This is a genomic window from Maribacter litopenaei (assembly GCF_025244665.1).
Classification (GTDB): domain Bacteria; phylum Bacteroidota; class Bacteroidia; order Flavobacteriales; family Flavobacteriaceae; genus Maribacter; species Maribacter litopenaei.
This window is the reverse complement of sequence record NZ_CP104205.1, coordinates 302841-319877: the sequence shown is the minus strand read 5'-3', so window position 1 is coordinate 319877 and position 17037 is coordinate 302841. Positions and strand designations below refer to the sequence as shown.

General features: G+C 40.6%; 16 protein-coding genes, 1 tRNA gene and 2 pseudogenes. 9 read left to right on the top strand and 10 right to left on the bottom strand.

Translation table 11 applies throughout. From position 1 onward, the window contains the following. Positions 1 to 29: 29 nt before the first annotated feature. Entirely contained in the window at positions 30 to 1244 is a 1215-nt protein-coding gene (dinB, locus tag NYZ99_RS01765) for a DNA polymerase IV (protein ID WP_260573205.1), read from the bottom strand. A 288-nt stretch (positions 1245 to 1532) separates the two neighbouring features. Between dinB and NYZ99_RS01760 the strand changes: the two genes are divergently transcribed. Then, a complete protein-coding gene (locus NYZ99_RS01760) occupies positions 1533 to 2189 on the top strand; it encodes a 3-keto-disaccharide hydrolase (RefSeq protein WP_260573204.1) in 657 nt (218 codons plus the stop codon). A gap of 11 nt (positions 2190 to 2200) precedes the next feature. Here NYZ99_RS01760 and NYZ99_RS01755 read toward each other — a convergent pair whose 3' ends face one another. Both NYZ99_RS01755 and NYZ99_RS01750 read right to left on the bottom strand, forming a co-directional pair. After that, positions 2201 to 2557 (bottom strand): Gfo/Idh/MocA family oxidoreductase, encoded by a 357-nt coding sequence (locus NYZ99_RS01755; RefSeq protein WP_260573202.1) that lies wholly within the window; start codon positions 2555 to 2557, stop codon positions 2201 to 2203. A 46-nt stretch (positions 2558 to 2603) separates the two neighbouring features. Beyond that, positions 2604 to 3314 (bottom strand): Gfo/Idh/MocA family protein, encoded by a 711-nt coding sequence (locus NYZ99_RS01750; RefSeq protein WP_260573201.1) that lies wholly within the window; start codon positions 3312 to 3314, stop codon positions 2604 to 2606. 377 nt (positions 3315 to 3691) lie between these two features. On the opposite strand from NYZ99_RS01750, the gene NYZ99_RS01745 reads away from it, so the two are divergent. Both NYZ99_RS01745 and NYZ99_RS01740 read left to right on the top strand, forming a co-directional pair. Then, positions 3692 to 4432: a hypothetical protein gene (locus NYZ99_RS01745; protein ID WP_260573200.1), complete on the top strand. Its 741-nt coding sequence runs from the start codon at positions 3692 to 3694 to the stop codon at positions 4430 to 4432. 98 nt (positions 4433 to 4530) lie between these two features. Next, positions 4531 to 5883: a TolB family protein gene (locus NYZ99_RS01740; RefSeq protein ID WP_260573199.1), complete on the top strand. Its 1353-nt coding sequence runs from the start codon at positions 4531 to 4533 to the stop codon at positions 5881 to 5883. A 55-nt stretch (positions 5884 to 5938) separates the two neighbouring features. Here NYZ99_RS01740 and NYZ99_RS01735 read toward each other — a convergent pair. Next, a tRNA-Leu gene (locus NYZ99_RS01735) sits at positions 5939 to 6020 on the bottom strand. Positions 6021 to 6152: 132 nt separating this feature from the next. Here NYZ99_RS01735 and NYZ99_RS01730 point away from each other — a divergent pair. The 3 genes from NYZ99_RS01730 to pth all read left to right on the top strand — a co-directional run bounded on the left by NYZ99_RS01730 (position 6153) and on the right by pth (position 8545). Then, entirely contained in the window at positions 6153 to 7124 is a 972-nt protein-coding gene (locus NYZ99_RS01730) for a ribose-phosphate pyrophosphokinase (protein ID WP_420845169.1), read from the top strand. A gap of 50 nt (positions 7125 to 7174) precedes the next feature. Further along, positions 7175 to 7831 (top strand): 50S ribosomal protein L25/general stress protein Ctc, encoded by a 657-nt coding sequence (locus NYZ99_RS01725; RefSeq protein WP_260573198.1) that lies wholly within the window; start codon positions 7175 to 7177, stop codon positions 7829 to 7831. A gap of 84 nt (positions 7832 to 7915) precedes the next feature. Continuing rightward, complete coding sequence (gene pth, locus NYZ99_RS01720) at positions 7916 to 8545, top strand: aminoacyl-tRNA hydrolase (protein ID WP_260573196.1); 630 nt, start codon at positions 7916 to 7918, stop codon at positions 8543 to 8545. Here the strand turns inward: pth and NYZ99_RS01715 are convergent. From NYZ99_RS01715 to NYZ99_RS23140, 5 genes and pseudogenes are all read right to left on the bottom strand, one after another. Beyond that, complete coding sequence (locus NYZ99_RS01715) at positions 8542 to 8715, bottom strand: hypothetical protein (protein WP_260573195.1); 174 nt, start codon at positions 8713 to 8715, stop codon at positions 8542 to 8544. The two genes, pth and NYZ99_RS01715, sit on opposite strands and share 4 nt — an antisense overlap. 181 nt (positions 8716 to 8896) lie before the next feature. Next, entirely contained in the window at positions 8897 to 9223 is a 327-nt protein-coding gene (locus NYZ99_RS01710; protein WP_260573194.1) for a LolA-like protein, read from the bottom strand. Next, the gene (locus NYZ99_RS01705) at positions 9220 to 10056 is read right to left on the bottom strand and encodes a T9SS type A sorting domain-containing protein (protein WP_260573193.1); all 837 of its coding nucleotides are present in this window, start codon (positions 10054 to 10056) and stop codon (positions 9220 to 9222) included. The genes NYZ99_RS01710 and NYZ99_RS01705 overlap by 4 nt, the downstream gene beginning before the upstream one ends. Further along, the gene (locus tag NYZ99_RS01700; protein ID WP_338039479.1) at positions 10031 to 11602 is read right to left on the bottom strand and encodes a proprotein convertase P-domain-containing protein; all 1572 of its coding nucleotides are present in this window, start codon (positions 11600 to 11602) and stop codon (positions 10031 to 10033) included. The genes NYZ99_RS01705 and NYZ99_RS01700 overlap by 26 nt, the downstream gene beginning before the upstream one ends. A 282-nt stretch (positions 11603 to 11884) precedes the next feature. Further along, a pseudogene (locus tag NYZ99_RS23140) lies at positions 11885 to 13006 on the bottom strand (reprolysin-like metallopeptidase); the annotation flags it as partial. Positions 13007 to 13059: 53 nt separating this feature from the next. Between NYZ99_RS23140 and NYZ99_RS01690 the strand changes: the two are divergent. Together NYZ99_RS01690 and NYZ99_RS01685 are read left to right on the top strand one after the other, a co-directional pair. Continuing rightward, positions 13060 to 13989 carry a bifunctional riboflavin kinase/FAD synthetase gene (locus NYZ99_RS01690; RefSeq protein ID WP_260573192.1) on the top strand — a complete coding sequence of 310 codons (930 nt, stop codon included), beginning with the start codon at positions 13060 to 13062 and terminating at the stop codon, positions 13987 to 13989. Further along, on the top strand, positions 13989 to 15308 hold the full coding sequence (locus tag NYZ99_RS01685; protein ID WP_260573191.1) for an HTTM domain-containing protein: 1320 nt from the start codon (positions 13989 to 13991) through the stop codon (positions 15306 to 15308). Before NYZ99_RS01690 ends, NYZ99_RS01685 begins: the two co-directional genes overlap by 1 nt. Here the strand turns inward: NYZ99_RS01685 and NYZ99_RS01680 are convergent. Beyond that, the gene (locus NYZ99_RS01680; protein ID WP_260573190.1) at positions 15305 to 15685 is read right to left on the bottom strand and encodes a VOC family protein; all 381 of its coding nucleotides are present in this window, start codon (positions 15683 to 15685) and stop codon (positions 15305 to 15307) included. The two genes, NYZ99_RS01685 and NYZ99_RS01680, sit on opposite strands and share 4 nt — an antisense overlap. A 78-nt stretch (positions 15686 to 15763) precedes the next feature. On the opposite strand from NYZ99_RS01680, the pseudogene serS reads away from it, so the two are divergent. Further along, a pseudogene (gene serS, locus NYZ99_RS01675) lies at positions 15764 to 17035 on the top strand (serine--tRNA ligase). Positions 17036 to 17037: the final 2 nt, after the last annotated feature.

Here is a 17037-nt window from a genome sequence, read left to right as displayed (position 1 = left end):
TCTAAAAACTAACAACCAGTAACTAATTTTTACTGTTTCCGATGTGCTAGCACGATGGGCGGTCTACCATCAAAAGGATTATGCATACGCCCTATAGTATTCTTTCCCATGGCCGATGCCCGAATGACGCTCTTTTCCCCAAAGCGATTCCTAATATAGTCCATGGCATGGTAAAGATTTAATCGTTCTTCTGTATCATCAAAAAGATTGATCTGATAATTGCCCGATACCAAATGACTAAACCGGATACCTATCAACCGTACCAATAACCTTCGGTTATACAATACCCTGAACAGTTCCAAAATTTTAGGAATAAGGATATGATCCGCACTCGTATAGGGAATCCGCAATTGTTTGGAATAGGTATTAAAATCGGAATACCGGATTTTCACAGTAACACAAGCCGTCAACTTTTCTCCCCTGCGAAGTTGGTAGGCAAGGTTCTCCGTCATGGCGATAAGGATACCCTTTAACTTTACCACATCTATGGTATCACGATCAAAAGTGCGTTCCGTTGATATGGATTTGCGTTCACAAAACGGAATCACGGGGGTATGGTCTATACCATTGGCACGGTTCCAAATAACCGTACCATTTTTTCCAAGTACCCGCTGCATTACATCCATAGGCATTTCCTGTATGGTACGTATCTGTCGGAGTCCCAAATTTCTAAGGGTCTGATACGTCTTATCACCAACCATAGGAATCTTTTTTATGGAAAGCGGGGCCAAAAAAGGCTTTTCCAGTCCATAATCTATCTTCAATTGGTTGTTGGGCTTCGCCTCATTGGTAGCCACTTTAGAGACCACTTTGTTCACTGAAAGTCCAAAGGAAATAGGGAGTCCGGTTTCCCTAATAATCCTATGGCGTAGTTCAGAGGCATATTTATAAGCTCCAAAAAAACGATCCATACCCGTAAGATCCGCATAAAATTCATCGATACTGGACTTTTCAAAAAGCGGAACGCTCTCTTTGATAATATCGGTGACCACGTCCGAGTATTGACTATAGGTACCTGCATTCCCCTTTATCTGTATGGCCTCAGGACAAAGTTCCTTTGCCATTTTCATGGGCATACCGGAATGTACTCCGTATCCACGTGTCTCATAACTACAAGCAGCCACCACGCCACGGTCACTCAACCCACCAACAAGAATCGGCTTTTTAAGTAGCTTGCTGTCCAGCCTGCGCTCTACGGATACAAAAAACGTGTCCAAATCCAAATGTAAAATAGTCTTGTCCATTAATAATAAAAGAGGAAGACTAAATTATGGAATAATTCCATATTATTGGAAATAATCCATAATATATTTTATATAATTAGCGATGGATTATTATTATTACATTTAAAATCATATACCGAAACACGATGAAGCATATAGTTACCCTTATTAAAACTTCCTTATTCACAGGTCTCGGTTTTTCTCATAAGCTGTAAGGATAAAAAAGAGGAAAAGGGTATCATGCAACCTGAGGGTGTTCAAAGCCAATGGATATCTGTTTTTAATGGTGAAAACCTTAATGGTTGAATCATGAAGATAAATGGGTATCCTTTAGCCGAAAACTTTGGAAATACCTTTAGGGTAGAGGACAGTATCCTAAAAATACGCTATGACGCATATGGACCTGAATTCGGGGAACGTTTTGGAGCACTCTTCTATGACAAGGAATTATCCGATTATCGATTGAAAGTTGAATATCGATTCGTAGGAGAAACCGCCCCTGGTGCCCCGGAATGGGGCTTTAGGGATAGTGGGGTACAGATACATACCCAGCCTCCCGGTACCGTCCAATTGAACCGGAGCTTTCCTATTTGTTTGGAATATAATCTACATGGTGGTAATGGAACCGAAGAGAGGCCGCTAGGCGCTATTTGCGGTATAGGTATGAAGGTAGAAATTAATGGGGAACGGAGTGACCTGTTTTGCAATCCCGCCAAAGTGTCTAAAACCTTTCATGGTGACCAATGGGTCACTATAGAGATTGATGTAAAGGATGGCAAAATGAAACATTTTGTTAACGGGGAAGAAATTATGAACTATGCCAACCCCGTATATGACCCCGAAAATGAATTCGCCCGAGCTTTTATAAAAGAAGGGGATTCAACCGTGAAAAGTGGGTATATTTCGCTGCAATCCAACAGCCATCCCATAGATTTTAGAAAAATAGAATTATTGGAATATAGATAGTCAAAAAGAAATTATAAATTAATTTCGACCTTATCCCCTGTTTTCGCGGCTTTGAAAATGGCGTCGATAATTTTCATATCCTTTACCCCTTCCTCGCCATCTACTGGTACGATAGGCTGTTTACCTTCAAAAATAAGTTCGGCCATCCCGTCCATTTGGAGTGTTTGGTGCGTTACATGAGGTTGATCAAGTTCCCCTTTGTGTGTACGCCCCTCGATAGGTCCATACCCGGTTGATGGCTTCATCTCCATCCATCCTTTTGAGCCCGTCATGAAAAAACGGTCCAGATTGTTCATATTATAAGTAGAAAGACAATTGGCAACGGCACCGCTCGGAAAACCCATTTGAAACTGAATGGTTTCGTCCACTCCCCTCCTTTGAATTTAATCGGGTCCGTTTTAGTTTCTTGAGCCGTTACCCAAATAGGGTCTTCACCCGAACATATCGCGCCCCGTTAATGGAGTAAATTCCGATATCCATCATGGCACCGCCGCCGGCAAGCTCCTTATTCAAGCGCCATTGTGTGGGGTCGCCAATTACAAATCCAGATTGCCCCTGAAAAAATTTAGGCTGCCCAAATTCCCCGTCCTTGCGCATTTGGATGACATGAACCGTTTTGGGTTCAAAATGCATGCGGTACCCTATCAATAGTTTTACATTGGCAGCCTTACAGGCATCTACCATCCTTTGTCCTTCCTCTGCATTTATCCCCATCGGTTTTTCACAAATGACATGTTTACCTGCCTTTGCAACCCGAATGGTTTGTTCGCAATGCAATCCGTTCGGAGTAATGACATATACCGCATCTATATCATCATTGCTCTTAATGGCATCGAAATTATCGTAGTTGTAGCAATTCTTTTTAGGTATACCGTATTTCGCCTGCCAATCGGTAATTTTCGATGGGGTACCACTAATTACACCCACCAATTTGGCCTTTTTACAATCCAACATGGCTTCCGCCACCCTATTCCCATAACTTCCCAGTCCCATAATGGCTACCCGCAGCATGGATCCATCATATTCCTTTATCGGTGATGCAAAAAGTCTTGTTGGATTTCCGAGTATGGAAACACCAATGGACGAAACAGCAATATTCTCTATAAATTTTCTTCTTGAACTCATATTAAGGGTGGTTTTAACTACTACCCCTAAAATAGTACTTAAAATAACAATTGGCTACTATCCCCTCACCAATATTTCCTTCATCATTATTTAATTCTATGGGTTGTATTAAATATAATTGACCCAACATTTTTAGGGAATTAGCGTTGTAATTAAAATCAGTTCTTTTTATAGCTTTATATAAAATAATAAAAGTGCATCTATTTTGATTTTCAAACTATACTTGAAGTACCCCCTAATTACATTTCTTTTTTGCCTTATTGGCGCCATTGGATTTTCGCAGGAAGGCAAATCCAGTATACAGATTATAAACCCCGACCAAAGTACGGTTTGGTCAATTCCTCAACAGGTTTCCTTGGAATGCACCACCCAAAATATTGGAGCTGATAAATCCATACGTTTTTTTCTCGGTACGGAACGAAATGGTGGTACAGGAATTGGGTTCGTTTTCAAATACGGGTACGGCCACCGGAATAGAGCTTGCGAAAAATATAGGTTCGGGAAATCAATATCAAGTAGTGGGCATTGAACTATTCCCGGATGACAAATACAACATAGCCAAGTTCGTAACCCCTTTTTTTTCTATTGCCAATAAAGCTTCGGACGAACGAAAAAGAAAGCATGAGCAGGCAGAGGAAGCAAAGAGAGAATTAACGCGAAAGGAAAAGCGTGAAAAACGAAAAGAACAACGGGAAAAGAAAGAGCAAGTACAGGCAGTATCTACCAATACCACTCGGGAAAGCCCAAAACAGGAACCCACTATACGAGAGCAGTTTGATGGAAGAAAGATTTCTTATACAGAAGAACTCACCTTTGACAGCGAAAACATTACAATCAAGATCTGGGACTATGGTAGACAGGATGGGGACATTGTCTCCATATACCTAAATGGATCTCCCGTCGTTTCAAAACATTATTTGACCTATTACAAGCGTGAATTCAAGGTAAAGCTGAACCCAAACAAATCCAATGACCTATTTCTATATGCGCATAACCTGGGAGACGCTCCACCAAATACGGTTTCAGTTGAAATTTCGGATGGGACGAAGTCTGAAAACCTAATCTTGAACTCGGACCTTCAGAGTTGTGAAGCCGTTATGATCAGTGTAAATAAGTAAAGGGAACTTACACGGTTTATTCGCCTTTATAAATAAAATAAGTAAGGTTTAGTGTAATTAAAATGTACTTTTATAACAAGTACATAATAGAGATTACCATGAAAGAAAACCTGAATCTTTGGGCAAATTTTAAATTAAGTCCATTTCATAGAAATTGGATACCCCTTTTTGCTATCCTTGTTTGTAACACATTATATTCCCAAAGAGAAAAAGATTCTATAGAAATTATCAGGCTCTTGGAAAAAGAGGGACTCACTTGGCGTCTTGGAGATAAAGAAAAGCATGCCGAATGCTGGAAGGCCACTCCAAATGCCATCAATGTGATGTCACGAGCGAACGGAAATTTCATTGAAATCCCAGTAAGTATGTCCATCGACCCGCCATCCAACATTATCGGCAACGGAGGTTTCGCCTTTCATTACAACCATAAGATGAATATTGGTGAACATACGGCATGGGTTGGCCATGACGAGGTTTCGGTTGACACACAAGGTAAGGAGACACTTTCCTATGAGGTACGTTTTTTGGAAAAATTCGATAATGATTGGAAGCTTGTTGGCCAGTCCATGCATTTTTACAACCATCCACCTGAAAATAAGATAGACACCACCAGTTACATCCAAACTGTTGATATAGAAACTGGCCGAATTGAGACAGCAATACGTATTAATGAACATTTTGAAGCACCCAACTGGCATCCGGAAGGTTATTTGATTATAAACAGCAAGGGGAAACTATATACTCTGGACCTTGGTACGCAAAAATTGAACCCGCTTGATACCGGTTTTGCAAATCAGTGCAACAATGATCATGGCATTTCCCAGCATAATCAATGGTTGGCCATAAGCCATAATGATAAAAATAATCCTTCCCCCAAATCCTATAAATCAGCCATCTTTATTATGCCTATAAATGGGGGGATACCAAAACGTATAACTACAAACGTACCTTCATATTGGCATGGCTGGTCACCCAATGGTAAAACCCTAGCCTATTGTGCCGAACGAAATGGGAATTACGACATATACACTATTGGCGCAAACGGTGGCAAGGAAAAAAGACTAACTAGTGCCAAAGGATTGGATGACGGTCCCGATTATTCACCGGACGGAAAGTACATTTATTTCAATTCCTACAGAACGGGGCATATGCAAATTTGGAGGATGAATGCAAATGGTAAAAGACCTGAACAGCTGACTTTTGACGAAAACTCCAATTGGTTCCCACACCCCTCACCTGATGGAAAATGGATTGTTTATATTGCATATACCTCTGACCAAAAACAAAGTCACCTGTTTGGAAAACAGGTCAAACTCAGACTTATGGACGTGGAAACCAAGGAAATTCGTGATATCACCCCAGTTTTCTTTGGGGGTCAAGGAACCATCAATGTGCCTTCTTGGAGCCCTGACAGTAAAAAGTTGGCCTTTGTTAGTTATTCAGTCAACTGATTCTAGGTTAGAGGTGAAAACAAAAATCCCCAACAACAGCTGGGGATTTTCCTTGTACTCGAGGTGGGAATCGAACCCACACTCCCGAAAGAACTGGATTTTGAATCCAGCGCGTCTACCAATTCCGCCACTCGAGCCTATAAAATTGGACTGCAAAACTAAAAAATATTTTTATTTCTACACCAAAAAATTCAACAATTATACTTTATCAAGACAAATTAATTTCTAAATTTGCACCTCCTTAGAAAACAGGGACTTTCGAGTTCCTTTTGACCCTAGGGAGAATCAAGAAAATAAGACATGCCATACAGCGTTCCGAACCTAAATTCTTCGCTTGTACCCGGAGTACCGTTTTAGGAGAAAAAATTGCCAAGGCCTATGGCGTGGAATTGGGGAACGTTATATTTTCCCGTTACAGCGATGGAGAATTTCAACCTTCCTTTGAGGAGTCCATAAGGGGCGCTAGAATTTTTATTATTGGCTCTACCCACCCAGGGCCGGAAAACCTTATGGAAATGTTGCTGATGATAGATGGCGCCAAAAGGGCCTCTGCTCGTCATATCACTGCTGTAATGCCGTATTTTGGTTGGGCGAGACAAGACCGAAAGGATAAACCTAGGGTGCCAATAGCGGCCAAGCTTGTAGCTAAAATGTTGGAGACTGCTGGAGCTACAAGAATCATAACCATGGATCTGCATGCAGATCAAATTCAAGGGTTCTTTGAAAAACCAGTGGATCATTTGTTTGCCTCTACGTTGTTCCTGCCTTATTTACAAAATCTAGGATTGGATAACCTGACCATTGCCTCTCCTGATATGGGTGGTTCAAAAAGGGCCTATGCCTATTCCAAGGCCTTGGACAGTGACGTAGTTGTATGTTATAAGCAAAGGGCCAAGGCCAATGTAATCTCCCACATGGAACTTATTGGAGACGTACAAGGCAAGAATGTGGTATTGGTAGACGATATGGTAGATACTGCCGGAACTTTAACAAAAGCGGCCGATTTGATGATGGAAAGAGGTGCCGTTAGTGTTAGGGCCATTGCTACTCATGGTTTATTATCGGGCAACGCTTACGAGAAAATAGAAAAGTCAAAACTAACGGAACTAATCATCACTGATTCTATTCCGTTGGAAATAAAAAGCAATAAAGTAAAGGTACTGAGCTGTGCAGATTTGTTTGCTGATGTAATGCACAAAGTACATAATAATAATTCCATTTCGTCCAAATTTCTGATGTAGCAGAAATTCGAAATGGCCAATATTTAAATTATTAATTTTTAATACATATAATGAAGTCAATTACAATTAAAGGATCAGAAAGAGAAAGCGTGGGCAAGAAGTCAACAAAGGCCCTACGTAATGCTGGAAAGGTTCCTTGCGTAGTATACGGAGGGGATAAGCCATTGCACTTTTCAGCAGATGAACTAGCGTTCAGAGATTTGGTTTACACCGCCAATGCGCACACAGTTGCAATTGAATTGGATAATGGAACCAAAGTAAACGCCGTAATGCAGGACATACAGTTCCACCCAGTGACCGATAGCATCATGCATATTGATTTCTATCAGTTGTTCGAGGACAAACCTGTAACCATGAACATACCTGTTAGGTTACAAGGTAACTCACCAGGGGTTAGAAACGGTGGTCGTTTACTTTTCAGAAAAAGAAAATTGGCCATTAAGGCATTACCTGACAAATTACCGGATTTCTTTGATGTAGATATTTCCAAACTTAGAATTGGACAGAACATTGCCGTTTCATCTTTGTTAAGTGACGATTTCACGATTCTTCACCCGGATTCCACAACGGTGGTTCAGGTTAAGACTGCACGTACCGCGGTGATGACCGATGATGAGGATGAAGAAACAGATGAGGAAGGAGCAGAAGGAGCAGAAGCAAGTGCAGAAGGGGCTGAGGCTCCAGCTGAAGAAGCTGCTCAAGAATAAAATTGATTTACAAAAAACAAAAGGCACCCCAGTACTATTATTGGGGTGCTTTTGTATTTTTAGCCAACGGTAAAAAGATATTCTATGTTGAAATATCTTAAGGAATTTTTAGGCTTTAAAGGCCCATTTTTAGAGGAGGAAGACCCCATGAAAAAGTTTTTAATTGTCGGACTAGGAAATATAGGTGATGAATATGCCGAAACCCGACATAATATAGGTTTTAAGATATTGGACGCCCTCGGGGATCAAAAAGAACTGAATTTCGAGACCCGGAAGTTAGGCGATGTAGCCTTATATAAACTGAAAGGCAGAAGCATCATTTGCCTAAAACCATCCACTTATATGAACTTAAGTGGCAAAGCCGTTCGTTATTGGATGGATAAGGAAAAAGTACCCTTGGAAAATCTGCTCATAATAACGGATGACATCAACCTTCCTTTCGGCACACTAAGATTAAAAACCAAGGGAAGTGATGGCGGACATAATGGCTTAAAGGATATTCAACAAGTGCTTCAGACCACTAATTACAATCGATTTAGATTTGGAGTAGGTGCAGATTTCGGAAAGGGGAGACAAGTGGAATATGTACTGGGGCAATGGAGCGAAGAGGAAAGTACCAGAATGAAAGAACGATTGGAAAAGTCCGTCTCATTAATCGAATCCTTTGTTCTATCCGGTGTAGCCGGAACTATGAATCAGTTTAATGGGGCTTAAAGGACACTAAAGCTATACACTCCCGAATTGGTTGCATTTCCCTCAGAATCCCTAGTAACCACACTCCAATAATAGGTGGTTCCTGAAATTACGGATACTTTTAATGAAGAGGCCGTAGCGGACAGAGTAGCTTCTAAATTTATTGGCGGATTCTGCTCGGAGAAATACACCGAATATTCTCAATATCGTTATCCAAATCAGATGCCGACCAAGAAAGGGTCACTTCATTGTTTATATCCTTAAAGACCCTTTCGGACATATTCGGCGCCAATATTTCTGCTGGGAAAGGTGCAAATGTGGTTCTAGATCCAGCATTATAAAAATTCCAAACCTCACTAGATATTGTATTTTCTACCTGATTGTTTCGGAACGGATCAACCAAGAATAAGGTTGTCCCTTGACCAAAGGAAGACTGGCGGTTGTGTTTTGGGTAGAAATAGTCCGGACCGTATTGGTGTTAATATTGGTTACCCGTAACTCATAGCTGTCCGTGTAGTCTGATCTTTGCCATCTAAAAGTTACACTGCTGGTTGTTGCATCCTGATCAATGCCCGTTGTGCACTCCGAATTTTTTTCAGGGAACAACAAGAGAACCTGCTCAGGGGGGTTTGGATTATCTTTCTTTTTACAACCAAATACTGCAAAAAGGCACATAAGAAGTACTATCCTCCTAATCATCTTTTTAAAATTTTAGTTGTTTTTTTAATTCCTCGATTATCATATTGCAAATAATACATCCCTACGGGCAATATGCCTAAATCATATTCTTTAGAAGATATACCATCCTTCAATTTGTCGTTACGTAGCAGCCTACCATCCGAACTGAACAACATGATAGAGGCTCGCTGTGTAGGAACATCAAAATAGATTTGAACACTATCATGGAACGGGTTCGGAAAGACTAAAGGGCCATCCGAAACTATAATCTCCTCTTCGTAGATTCCTTGGCAAGGAATATCAGTATACACCTTTAAAAAGTTAATGCCCTTGGCCAGCTCCAATGAAACCTGCTTATCTATTGTATACGTACTATAACCGTTCAATTCCACAAAGTATCCATTTGCACCTTCCAAATCCAGAACTAATTGGGAAGCCTGTAAGGAAACTTTAGAGGTGACATTTAAGGGTGCCGGTTCGGTTATGACCACTTCCAAACAGAAAGGCTGGTAATTAATGGTACCATCTGAACCCGTTATACAAATATTATAGGTTCCTGCACCTAAATCCGTCAGGTTAAAACTATTGGTGAAGTTATCGGTAATATTTAAACCATTTCCATTTATAGTGATTTCATAGTCCAAAAAGACCTTCGGAACAATCCTGAGGGCGCCGTCATTATTTGTTCTACAGGTCTCGCTTTCCAAACTTACATTGAAGTTTTCTTGGGTAAACCTATAAATGGCACAGCCGGATGCATCCACTTCCTGGCCAAGAGGGGTACCCAAACATAAGTCGTCACCATCATCAAATACTCCGTCCTGATCTTCATCTCGGTCTAAAGTCGCCCTCAACACAGACTTCTAGTGAGAAATTGTTGAGCCTACCTCCATCGGAAGCGGCGTTATCCTGAATTTCCAAGACCCATTCCCCAAGAATAGATTCACCATAAAATGAGCTCAGCGTACCAATGGGACGAACCGTACCGCTTATGGCGGGAGAACCTGAACAGGTAAAGGCATTTGCGGCTTCATCATCAAAAATGGCATTTATGTCCGAATTGTTACCACAAGCACTTGAGACCAAAACCACAGTAGTTCCAGCTGGGGAAGTGAGGCTAATAACCAAATCTGACAAATAGGTATGTTCAATATCCAGATTCACATTGATATCGGCCGGATTCAAGTCCTGATAAAACAAAATTACGGAAGATATTGTAGGTGTACCAATTGGTGAAATATTGATGGGAACATTGTTACTGGCTTTAGTAATACAATTAAATTGTATTGTAGTAAAGCTAAATGGAGTCCCAAAAGTCCCTTCCCCACAACTATTCAAGGGTTTTACCCGCCAAAAATATTGGGTTTCGTTCAACAAAGAATCGGGCTGATAGGAATTTGTATTCACTAACTTGGATTCAACCAGGTTTGAAAAACCGGCATCCGTAGCTATTTCAACTTCATAGGAGGTGCTTATCAAATCCGGTTCCCATTCCAAAACCACATCCTTTGATACGTCCAAACTTCCGTCTGCCGGAGCCGTAAGTACAATTTCAGAGAAATTGGTATCGTAAACATTCAGTTGTAGGGTTAAGCTTTTAGTGATTGTTGCCGAAGTAGCCACCACGTCTACTGAATAGCTGCCTATAGCCAAATTATTAGTGCCCGAAAAAGTAATATCTATTGGTGTGTTCGAAACGGATACTGTATCCTGGGAAAAAACGGCACTGACCCCAATGGGCAATGATTCAACACTAAGAGTACTTTCTTCCGTAAATCCTAAATAGGACTCGTAATTGAAACTGACGACCAGGTCGTCCGGTTTACAGACCTCATAATTGAGATTGTCAAAATTAAGTACCACTTCAGACTCCGCAATAGTGAAATCCGCTTGATTGACCGAAAAGAAAATATTATTGGAAGCTTTAACCATAAATCTACCCGAAGTTGTACTAAAACCTCCCGGAATCACTAGAGCATGACTACCGTCATTGGTTACATTTTGCGCAATTAGGTTCGGAAAAGTGATTCCTCCATCAGTAGAAAGAAAAATATCTACATTTTGAGCGGCAATGGGCAAAATGTTGGTATTGGCCACGTCCCAAGTGATGGTCTCGGTTTCACCAGCCACATAAGAAGCGGCAGAGGCTTGTGAGGTGACTACAAAAGGGCCAGCTTGTCTAGAAACGGTTACCGTAACCTCATCTGAAGCCGATTGACCTCCATTTAAAACATTATCACGTACCGTAAGCGAAAAATTTAAATCGCGTTGCACATTGGAAACAGTCTCCCATGCACCACCTTCAACGGGATTAGATTGGGTAAGGTTGCCGGAAACCACTCTGCTTAATCTTGGAAAATAGCGTTCGGGTAAAACAGATGGAGGAAGGGATCTGAACATAGCACCCGTTGGGTTGTTTGGTCCAAAGGTAGCTTGGGTAACTATTCCATTATCTATCTGCTCCCAATCATAGGTCAGTACATCTGTAAGATCTGGATCACTGGCACTACCTGTGAGTACAAAAGCGGTTCCTATTGGAATTGTGTAGTTACTGACTGGATTTATGATAGGGGCGTTATTGGTTAAGGTAATGGTTTCACCACATGTGATGGACTCTAAATAATCCCTGATCTGGACAATGCTGACATAATGAAAATAATCATCTGAGTTTGAGGCAACATCATTAGCATCTGTTATACCAGCATACCCCATTATAGTAGTACCACTTCCAGGCTCTACCTGTACCAATGTACCTTCGGACAAGTGTGAAAATGTGTGGTTTGCCCCAAATTGATGTCCCATTTCATGGGCCACAAGGTCAATATCAAAAATATCACCTTGTGGAGAAAACAATGTGGTGTAAGCACTTCCCTTCTTATTATCCTGGCAAACTGACCCAATAAAGCCGAATTTCCATCCAAGGCCCCTTCTTCCTGATTGAACAAATGGCCTATGTCATAGTTGGCTTCTCCAATGACACTGGTCAAGGTATTTTGTGTCTGTGAACTTAATCCGCCAGGAAAATGGATCTGTATCCGGATTGGTATATATCACCTGATCTGTATTTGCAATCAACTCCAGCGTAACACCAAGGTCCCGCTCAAAAACACCGTTTACCCTTGTCAAAGTAGCATTAATTGCCGCAAGTGCATCGGCTATGGTACCACCATGAAATTGGGTATATTCCCCGGATGCGGCTATTGCAACCCTGAACTTCCGTAGACTTTGGTCATCCACCAACTTGGCCGTGGATGGATCGGATATTGACGTATAGGTAGTAGGATCTGTCTTACAAATAAAATCCCATTTACGGGTCAAATGGTCTTTTGCATTGTAAATAATATAATCACCACTTGCCCCCTTTTCCATAAAAACGGTCCCTTCCTTCCTTGGATCCATAATCATGGTTTGTATTCCTTTTGGAGAAATACTAAAAAAGATTCTTTTACCTTCCGAATCTTCACTAATTCCCCTGTAAGACTTTATAGTTGGATATTTTTTGGCCAAATTTGGAGCGAATAATTGGGATTCCTCCACACGAAAAGGAATTAGGCCACCTTCTTCATTGGGAAAATAGATAGTTCCAAAAGATTTTTTGGAACCGGAGATATCTGCTAGTTCCGCTTTTAAAATCTCTTCATCCAATGAGAACGCCTTGGCCTTTTGCACATCTAATCGCTTTAACGTTATTTGTCTATCCCGGTTTTTAAGATCTACACCGTGCCAGTATTTGGTCTGTGCAACCCCATAAAAGGAAAGAAATGCTATGGTAATTGAGAAAACAAGACGTAATTTAGCGGTCATTGCGGGGCTTTTATCTCCAAATCAAATATAGTTCTTTTTATTTTCTAACACAGTTGATTACAGTTCAAAGCATTTCCAAATACGATGAAAACCACCCTGTTGCCATTACCATTGGTACCTTTGACGGAGTACACATAGGTCATCGTAAAATACTGGAAAAAGTCATAAATCATGCCAAGAATTCCGATCTTAAATCAGCAGTACTTACTTTCTTCCCGCATCCTCGCATGGTACTACAAAAGGATGCCAATATAAAACTTCTGAATACGATAGACGAAAAAAAATCCATCCTAGAAAAAATGGGCTTGGATATTTTGGTCATCCATCCATTTACCAAGGAATTTTCGCGTCTCTCCGCAACGGAATTTGTACGTGACCTTTTAGTTAATAAATTAAAATCCAAGAAAATCATCATTGGCTATGACCATAGATTTGGTAGAAATAGAAATGCCAACATTACTGATTTAATCGCCTTTGGAAACACGTTGGACTTCTCAGTTGAGGAAATTCCTGCACAGGAAATAGATGAAGTTTCGGTAAGTTCTACCAAAATCAGAAAGGCGTTGGAACAAGGAGATGTTGAAACCGCCAATTCCTATCTAGGTTATGACTATATGCTTACCGGAACAATTAAAAGAGGAAAGGGGTTAGGAAGAAAAATCCATTTTCCAACCGCGAACGTAACCATAGAAGAGTCCTATAAGCTAATTCCTAAAAATGGATCCTACATCGTAAAAAGCAGCATACATGGCAACGACGTGTATGGTATGATGAATATTGGCTACAACCCAACGGTGAATGGCACCTCCAAGACCATTGAAGTCCATTTTTTTGATTTTGAAGACGACCTTTACGATAAAAAATTGCAAATAGAACTGTTGTCCCGACTCAGGGATGAACAGAAGTTCGATTCGCTAGAAGGGCTTAAAACACAATTGGCAAGGGACAAAAAGAAATCCCTTCAATATATATCCAATAGATAATGCTCAACAGGTTGTTTTTTCAAAGAATTGACAACAGTCCACTTATCATATTTCGTATATTTTTTGGTATTCTTGTTTCCTTGGAATGTTTTGGCGCCATCGCCACAGGCTGGGTCAAAAGGAATATTGTTGAACCCCAGTACACCTTCCCTTTTATTGATTTTGCTTGGCTAGAAACTCTTACCGATCCAGAAATGTATTTCTACTTTTCGCTGATGGGAATATTGGGCATATTTATAGCCCTTGGTTTTAGATATCGGTTCTCGATTATAGCCTTTACGTTACTTTGGATCGGGAGCTATCTCATGCAAAAATCTGCTTACAATAACCACTATTACTTACTTGTTCTTGTCTCTTCCCTAATGTGCCTCTTCCCTGCCCATAAGGATTATTCCTTCGATGTTCGAATGGGAAAGGTTCAAAAGGAAAACTCCATGTACGGCTACGTTAAATGGATTATTGTACTACAATTGTTTATCGTATATACCTATGCCTCCATCGCCAAATTGTATGGTGATTGGTTGGACTTCAGCATGATCGACGTACTAATGAAGCCAAAGGTCAATTACTTCTTGGTAGGAGACCTTTTACAAGAACCTTGGATCCATAAAATTATTGGGTCCTTTGGAATTCTTTTTGACCTTTTTATAATACCCTCCCTACTTTGGAAACCTACCCGAAAAGTGGCCTTTATCTCCTCTATCTTCTTTCATTTATTTAATTCTATCATTTTTCAGATTGGTATATTCCCGTATCTGTCCCTGGCTTTTATCGTTTTCTTCTTTGAGCCAGAAATGATCCGCAAACTATTTTTCAAAAATAAAGTGCCACTTGTCCTCCATAAAACATTAGTGCCTAGCTATAAAAACCCATTCCTAATTTGTTTTTATATCTATTTTCTTTTACAACTACTACTACCTGTTAGACACTATTTTATAAAAGACGATGTTTTATGGACGGAAGAAGGCCACAGGATGAGTTGGAGAATGATGTTAAGGGAACGAAGTGGAACCGGCCGTTTCAAAGTTGTTCGTGACAACGGAAAAGAAGTCTTTATAGATTTAAAAAATTATCTCAATGTAGGTCAGCGAAGAAAGGTATTATCCTATCCTGATTTTACTTGGCAATTCGCTCAATATCTAAAACGTGACCTTGAAAATCAAGGAGAAGAAGTATCCGTATATTTAATGAACTCAAAAGTGAGCATCAATGGTCGACCCCCGTCACCTTTTATAGACCCAACCGTAGACCTAGCCAATATTTCGTGGCGTCCGTTCAAGCACAGTGACTGGATCCTGCCATCCCAATTGGATAATTAGAATTTCTGATATCTTTGGCATAATTGCAAAGGCATTCCCCAAGGATCTCTTAACATGACCAAATGACTACCATCCGGCTTATGGACTTCCTCAAATAAAGAAGCGCCTTGCGCCACCAAACGGTTCCTGTCTTTTTTAGCATCCTCCGAGACAAAAGCAACATGAAAGGTTAGAGGATGCTCTGATTCAAAATTCCTAATATCGGCATCCTCCCGGCTGTAAAGCTCCAAAACGACCCTACCTGTGCTATCGGCCAAAAAGGTCATATAGGGTGCTGTTTTTTGTTCGCTTACAATTGTTAAGTGCAAATTCTGACAGTACCAATCTACAACTTGTCCTATATCCCTTACGTTTAGTGCAAAATGTTCAAAAACCATAGACGTTCTTTTAGGAATTAAAAGTATGCCTTTAAATGAGAACTTTCCCTTAAATTTGCTGCCAAATTATACGAAGCAATGCTACAGTTACAGGTCATAAGAGAGGAAAAGGATAGAGTTTTGGAAGCCCTTAAAAAAAGAAACATTGATGCCGAATCCATGTTGAACGGGGCACTGCTTTTGGATGAAAAAAGACGGGCTACCCAAACACGATTGGATACTATTCTTGCAGAATCCAACAAACTTTCAAAGGAAATTGGGATGCTTTATAAATCGGCAAAGCCCAAGAAGCCAATATCCTCAAGGAAAAAACTGCTGAACTTAAGGAGGAATCCAAAAAACTAGGGGATGAACTTACGAATACATCAGAAGAACTTCAATCGCTTTTGTATCAAATTCCAAATGTGCCAAATCAACTAGTGCCAGCCGGCAATTCTGAGGAAGACAATGAAGAAGTTTTCAAAGAAGGTGATATACCCAAATTAGTGGATGATGCTTTACCTCATTGGGAGCTTGCCAAAAAATATGACATCATAGATTTTGAGCTCGGGGTCAAGATTGCCGGGGCCGGATTTCCAGTATATAAAGGCAAAGGAGCACGTCTTCAGCGGGCCTTGATTTCTTATTTCTTGGATAAAAATACTGCCGCCGGGTATACAGAAATGCAGGTGCCGCATTTAGTGAACGAGGCATCCGGTTTTGGAACAGGACAGTTACCGGACAAGGAGGGGCAAATGTACCATGTTACTGCTGACGACCTTTATTTAATACCCACCGCCGAAGTTCCCGTGACCAATATTTTTAGGGATACCATTTTACAAGAAAGTGATTTCCCCATTAAATATACTGGTTACACCCCATGCTTTAGAAGGGAAGCAGGCAGCTATGGTGCTCATGTGCGCGGCCTTAATAGACTTCATCAATTTGACAAAGTAGAAATAGTTCATGTGGAGCACCCGAGATAATTCCTATAAGGCTTTGGATTCTATGGTGGAGCATGTAAAATCTATTCTTAGGGAATTGAAATTACCGTATCGTATCCTGCGATTGTGTGGTGGTGATTTAGGTTTTACTTCTGCCCTAACCTATGATTTTGAGGTGTTTTCTACGGCACAGGATCGTTGGTTGGAAATAAGTTCCGTATCCAACTTTGAAACCTATCAAGCAAATCGCCTGAAGTTGAGATTCAAGGATGGTAATGGAAAAAGTCAACTAGCACACACCTTGAATGGAAGTTCTCTCGGCACTTCCTAGGGTATTGGCCGGCATATTGGAAAACTATCAAACCGAAAAAGGTATTCAAATACCGAAGTATTGGTACCCTATTGTGGATTTAATTTAATCGACTAAGC

Excerpts from the sequence above, each read along its gene's own strand:
- NYZ99_RS01710 (WP_260573194.1), bottom strand. The coding sequence starts at position 9,223 with ATGATTAGGAGGATAGTACTTCTTATGTGCCTTTTTGCAGTATTTGGT.
- NYZ99_RS01760 (WP_260573204.1), top strand. The coding sequence starts at position 1,533 with ATGAAGATAAATGGGTATCCTTTAGCCGAAAACTTTGGAAATACCTTT.
- NYZ99_RS01725 (WP_260573198.1), top strand. The coding sequence starts at position 7,175 with ATGAAGTCAATTACAATTAAAGGATCAGAAAGAGAAAGCGTGGGCAAG.
- NYZ99_RS01740 (WP_260573199.1), top strand. The coding sequence starts at position 4,531 with ATGAAAGAAAACCTGAATCTTTGGGCAAATTTTAAATTAAGTCCATTT.
- NYZ99_RS01680 (WP_260573190.1), bottom strand. The coding sequence starts at position 15,685 with ATGGTTTTTGAACATTTTGCACTAAACGTAAGGGATATAGGACAAGTT.
- NYZ99_RS01685 (WP_260573191.1), top strand. The coding sequence starts at position 13,989 with ATGCTCAACAGGTTGTTTTTTCAAAGAATTGACAACAGTCCACTTATC.
- pth (WP_260573196.1), top strand. The coding sequence starts at position 7,916 with ATGTTGAAATATCTTAAGGAATTTTTAGGCTTTAAAGGCCCATTTTTA.
- NYZ99_RS01750 (WP_260573201.1), bottom strand. The coding sequence starts at position 3,314 with ATGAGTTCAAGAAGAAAATTTATAGAGAATATTGCTGTTTCGTCCATT.
- NYZ99_RS01700 (WP_338039479.1), bottom strand. The coding sequence starts at position 11,602 with ATGTTCAGATCCCTTCCTCCATCTGTTTTACCCGAACGCTATTTTCCA.
- dinB (WP_260573205.1), bottom strand. The coding sequence starts at position 1,244 with ATGGACAAGACTATTTTACATTTGGATTTGGACACGTTTTTTGTATCC.